This is a genomic window from Lutibacter sp., from assembly GCF_041555395.1.
Taxonomy (GTDB): Bacteria; Bacteroidota; Bacteroidia; order Flavobacteriales; family Flavobacteriaceae; genus Lutibacter.
In genome coordinates this window covers 1-5,510 of sequence record NZ_JBFFKM010000093.1, presented here as the reverse complement: position 1 = coordinate 5,510, position 5,510 = coordinate 1, and the positions used below count along the sequence as shown (strand labels likewise).

The window sequence follows — 5,510 nt, the reverse complement described above, 5'->3', positions numbered from 1 at the left end:
TTGTCGAAGGGAAACAATTACACGGTTAAACAAATAAACAGTATTTTTGCTTATTATGAACAGCTCCATTATAAACGACACCATTATTGCTTTAGCCACCTCATCGGGTGTTGGCGCTATTGCCGTTATTCGCTTATCGGGTGAAGATTCGATAAAAACGGTAAATCAGTTTTTTCAATCAAAATATGGAATAAAAGATTTAAACAAGGTAAAATCGCACACCATTCATTTGGGAAATATTGTGGACGGCAATCGTGTGATCGATGAAGTTTTGATTTCAGTATTTAAAAATCCGCGTTCCTATACCGGTGAAAATGTAGTGGAAATCAGCTGTCACGGCTCCGTTTATATTCAACAGGAAATCATTCAATTGTTCCTTAAAAATGGCGCTAGAAATGCCAATGCCGGAGAATTTACGCTGCGCGCTTTTTTAAACGGAAAAATGGACCTGACCCAGGCCGAAGCTGTTGCCGATTTAATTTCCTCAAATTCCGCAGCTTCGCACCAAGTGGCTTTACAACAAATGCGCGGCGGATTTAGCAATGAAATTAAAAATTTGCGTGAGCAACTGCTGAATTTTGCAAGTTTAATTGAATTGGAACTCGATTTTGCTGAAGAAGATGTGGAATTTGCAGACAGGGCTGAATTTAACCGACTTGTCGATAAAATAAGTGCGATTTTAAAACGGCTGATTGATTCCTTTGCTTTGGGAAATGTGTTAAAAAACGGAATTCCGGTGGCGATTGTTGGCGAACCAAATGTTGGGAAATCGACTTTGTTAAATGCCTTATTAAATGAGGAAAAAGCAATTGTAAGCCATATTGCCGGAACCACAAGAGATGCCATAGAAGATGAAATTTCCATTGATGGTGTTGCTTATCGATTTGTGGATACTGCCGGAATAAGGACCACCGAAGATGTTGTTGAAATTTTGGGAATTCAAAAAACATTCGAAAAAATTGAACAGTCGCAACTGGTTATTTACGTTTTCGATCTGGAAAAAATTAAAACCAATCAACTTAGCCTTTCAGGCATTCTTTCTGAAATTAAAAAGATAACAGACAACTATCCGAACAAGCAACTATTAATTATTGCGAATAAAGTGGATGTTGCCGATGCCGAACTTATAGGCAAAACTACCGAAGTTTTTCAAAATGCTTCGCTCCTGTTTTTATCGGCAAAGGAAAAAACTGGAATTCATGAGTTAACCTCCACCCTAACCCATTTGGCCAATAAAGGCGCTTTAAGTAACAACGAAACCATTGTGAGTAATTCGCGCCATTTTGAAGCTTTAAACAATGCTCTTAACGCAATTAAAGAAGTCCAAAAAGGTATTGATAACAAGATCAGTTCCGATTTGTTCGCCATTGACATTCGTCGGGCACTTTTCCATTTGGGTGAAATTACTGGTGAAGTGACTACGGAAGATTTATTGGGGAATATTTTTGCTAATTTCTGTATCGGAAAGTAACCACTACAAAATAACCATACAACAAACCACACAAGCCCTATAATACAAGGCTTTTTTATTGCTTTCAAATATAGGTTTATTTCATGTTAATAGTTGTTTGGAGGGATTGGGAACTATGGGTGGAGGTTTACATACCCCAAATGAAAATATGGATATAACACATTTCAAAGATTTAACCAAGAGAGCGGGAATATTGATTTATAGACTGATAAACACTAAATTATCATGTAATTTCATTAATATCAATAGGAAAACCTCATAAACCAAAAGTAAAAAATTGAGATTCCAATTATTCAAAAACAAAAAATAATAGCGCTATCTTTGGTTGATAGTCCTGTAATAAATTTATACTAATTGAATAAAATTATAATTATATGAAGTATTATTTCTTTTTTATATTGGCATTTGCAACCATTCATTTGCAAGCTCAAAATCAGTTTGATTTATCATACTATTTACCGCAAAACATAACTTATAATGCAAAAATTCCAACACCTGAAAGTGTGATTGGACATAAAGTTGGTGAGTGGCATGTAACCCACGATAAACTGGTTACCTATTTAAAAATTTTAAGTCAGGCTTCTGATAGGATAACTATTGAAGATCGTGGTAAAACATATGAAGGAAGACCATTGATATTACTTACAATAACATCTCCTGAAAATCATAAAAACATTGAAAATATTCGATTAAAACATTTAGGATTGACAGAATCAGCAAATAGCATTCAATTAAATGTGGAGTCTATGCCTTTAGTTGTTTATCAAGGACTTTCAATACATGGAAATGAATCAAGCGGATCTAATTCAAGTATGTTATTGGTCTATCATTTGGCTGCCGCAGAAGGTTCGGAAATTGCAGCGTTACTAAAAAACACAATCATCTTAATAGACCCCTCTCTAAATCCTGATGGATTGCAGAGATTTTCTTATTGGGCAAACACCAACAAAAGTGACTACTTAAATAGTGACCCAAACGATAGGGAATTTCACGAAGTATGGCCTGGCGCAAGAACAAATCACTATTGGTTTGATATGAATAGAGATTGGTTACCTGTTCAGTTACCCGAATCAAGAGCGCGCATAGAAACCTATAACAGGTGGATGCCTAATATTTTGACGGATCATCATGAAATGGGCAGTAATTCAACTTTCTTTTTTCAGCCGGGAGTACAATCAAGAGTTCATCCGTTAACACCAAAAGCAAATCAGGAACTTACAAAAGAAATTGGAAAATATCATGCGAAAGCACTTGACAACATAGGTTCGTTATATTTTACTGAAGAACGGTATGATGATTATTATTACGGAAAGGGTTCCACCTTTCCTGATATTAATGGAGGTATAGGTATTTTATTTGAACAAGCAAGTTCACGTGGTCACGCGCAAGAAACTATAAACGGGGTATTAACTTTTCCATTTACTATTCGAAATCAATTTAAAACGGCACTATCAACTTTGGAAGCAGCTAAAGAAATGCGTGTGAAATTATTGAATTACCAAAAAGATTTTTATTTAAATGTTAAAAACGAAAATTTAAAAAATACGGTTAAAGCTATTGTTTTTGGAGATGAAAAAGATGCTGCTAAAACATATCATTTAGCTGAAATATTAAATATACATCGCATTAAATTTAATAAACTAAAAAATGACATAGACGTTAATGGAATACATTATAACAAAGAAACAAGTTTTATCATTCCTACAAACCAGACAAAAAGCACCTTAATAAAAGCCATGTTTGAAAAGCGAACTACGTTTACTGATAGTTTATTTTATGATATCTCCGCATGGACATTTCCTTTAGCTTTTAATTTAGATTATGCTGAGTTAAAATCGACCAATAATATTGGTGAACCGGTTGAAAATTTAGAACTTAAAAAGGGAGCAGTAGATTCAAAAAGTACTTATGCTTATGTTATGCCTTGGAACGAATACTACACTCCGAAAGCGCTAAATAAAATTCTTCAAAAAGGAATACGTGCAAAACTTGGAATGAAGCCCTTTTCAGTAGATGAAAAAACATATGATTACGGGACTATTTTAATTCCTGTTCAAAATCAGAATTTAAATGAAAATGAACTTTATAATTTTCTAAAAGAGGTAGCAAACAGCAGTAATCTTTCTATAACAGGAGTTAATACAGGATACACTAAAGGAATAAATTTAGGAAGTACTCAATTTAAAACTATTAAAAAACCAAAGGTTGGCTTATTCGTTGGCAATGGTATTTCTTCTTATGATGCCGGTGAAATCTGGCATTTGTTTGATCAACGTTATCAAATGAATATTACTAAATTGGATACTGATTATTTAAGAACTGTAGATTTTTCAAAATATACAGCTATTATTGTTCCAAACACAGCATTGAAACCTGATGGAAGCACAGAATTGAAACTTGATGGAGGCACCCTAAATAAATTATTATCCTGGGTTAAAAACGGAGGAACCATCATTGGTTTTAAAAATTCCGTAAAATGGTTAACAAACAATAATTTTATTAAATTGGAATATGATAGCGCTAAAGTGGATGCCAAAAACATCACCTTTGAACAAAAAGATGATTTTAAAGAAGCCCAAGAAATTGGTGGCGCGATTTTCGAAACAAAATTAGATAGATCCCACCCCATAAATTTTGGTTTTAAAAATGATAAATTAGCCATGTTCAGAGATACAGAAATATTTATAAAACCAGATAGCCTTAGTTTTAACAATCCAATGAAATACACATCAAACCCACTATTAAGTGGCTATATTTCAAAACCCAATTTAGAGGTATTAAAAAACACGGTGCCTTTTCAGATAAAACATTCAGGTAAAGGCAGCGTGGTTGTATTTACTGATAATACAAATTTTAGAGGATTTTGGTATGGGACAAATAAGCTATTAATGAATGCTGTATTTTTCTCAAAACCCATGTAATCTTGTTTTTTTTTAATAAATTTAAATTAAGACTTAATTAAAACAAAATGGGTCTAATAAATACACCTTTGACAATTTAAAACCATTGTCAATCATGGTATTATGTTTCTTGTAACCAACGACTTTCTTTTAATCAATTGGAACCATTCTAATTAATCTGGAATTTGAATTTATTTACCAAACCGGATCATCATTCTTGTTTGCCAAAAAGTTTAAATCTCTTAAATAATACAACCATGCTAAACGCATGAATACTTTTTTTTGTAATTTTAGAAATATTCGATTTGAAAACTTTAACTAAAAAAAACAAATCTTATGAAAAATTTATTGATCTATGGTATTGCAACGGTCATTTTCTTCGCCCTGGATATGGTTTGGCTGGGCCTGATTGCCAAAAATTTCTACCGGGAAAAATTAGGATTTATCCTCGCGCCTGATGTTAACTGGTGGGCGGCCATTATTTTTTACCTGATTTATATTGGAGGGATCTTACATTTTGCCATTTTACCGGCCATGAGGGAACACAGATGGCAAACTGCACTTATTCAGGGTGCGGTTCTTGGTTTTCTTTGCTATGCTACTTACGACCTGACCAATATGGCCACCATAAAAAACTGGCCGTTGAAAGTAGTTGTGGTCGACATTATTTGGGGTATGGTTTTAACAGGCAGCTGCGCACTCATTTCTTATATGGCAGCCACCAAATTATTGCAGTAAATTAATTGGCTGGTCCTATAGAAAGAATAACAATGTTTATGCATCCTATTAAAAATTGGCATGTATAAACTCCATTGAAACACAAAACAAGGAAAATTAAATACAGGGATTAATTAATTTTAAATAACTAAGGATCAATAAAATAACTTATTGTTATTTATTTGGAAAAATTTGTAAATGCAATCAGTGTAATTTACACTATTGATAATTTATTGCTATTTTATTTTTTAATAACATATTTTTTACTACTTTAGATTTTCAATATGACAATATTTAAACAATTATTTCAGAAGTTTGATTTCAAACTAAGCTTCTAAATTGCTATAATTTTATTTTTACAATCCCATTTATTAACCCCTATAATCTTTTTGATATCAACTATTTTGATATATATTTTATTT

3 protein-coding genes are annotated in these 5,510 nt (G+C 32.8%); all 3 read left to right on the top strand.

Annotated features, from left to right (window positions below; genetic code table 11):
• Positions 1-55: 55 nt before the first annotated feature.
• The 3 genes from mnmE (at position 56) to ABY285_RS12145 (ending at position 5,109) form a co-directional block, all read left to right on the top strand.
• Complete coding sequence (mnmE, locus tag ABY285_RS12155) at positions 56-1,471, top strand: tRNA uridine-5-carboxymethylaminomethyl(34) synthesis GTPase MnmE (protein WP_372770434.1); 1,416 nt, start codon at positions 56-58, stop codon at positions 1,469-1,471.
• 374 nt (positions 1,472-1,845) lie between these two features.
• Complete coding sequence (locus tag ABY285_RS12150) at positions 1,846-4,392, top strand: M14 family metallopeptidase (RefSeq protein WP_372770432.1); 2,547 nt, start codon at positions 1,846-1,848, stop codon at positions 4,390-4,392.
• Positions 4,393-4,707: 315 nt separating this feature from the next.
• Positions 4,708-5,109, top strand: a complete 402-nt coding sequence (locus tag ABY285_RS12145) for a DUF2177 family protein (protein WP_372770430.1) — start codon at positions 4,708-4,710, stop codon at positions 5,107-5,109.
• Positions 5,110-5,510 lie beyond the last annotated feature (401 nt).

Excerpts from the sequence above, each read along its gene's own strand:
- mnmE (WP_372770434.1), top strand. The coding sequence starts at position 56 with ATGAACAGCTCCATTATAAACGACACCATTATTGCTTTAGCCACCTCA.
- ABY285_RS12150 (WP_372770432.1), top strand. The coding sequence starts at position 1,846 with ATGAAGTATTATTTCTTTTTTATATTGGCATTTGCAACCATTCATTTG.
- ABY285_RS12145 (WP_372770430.1), top strand. The coding sequence starts at position 4,708 with ATGAAAAATTTATTGATCTATGGTATTGCAACGGTCATTTTCTTCGCC.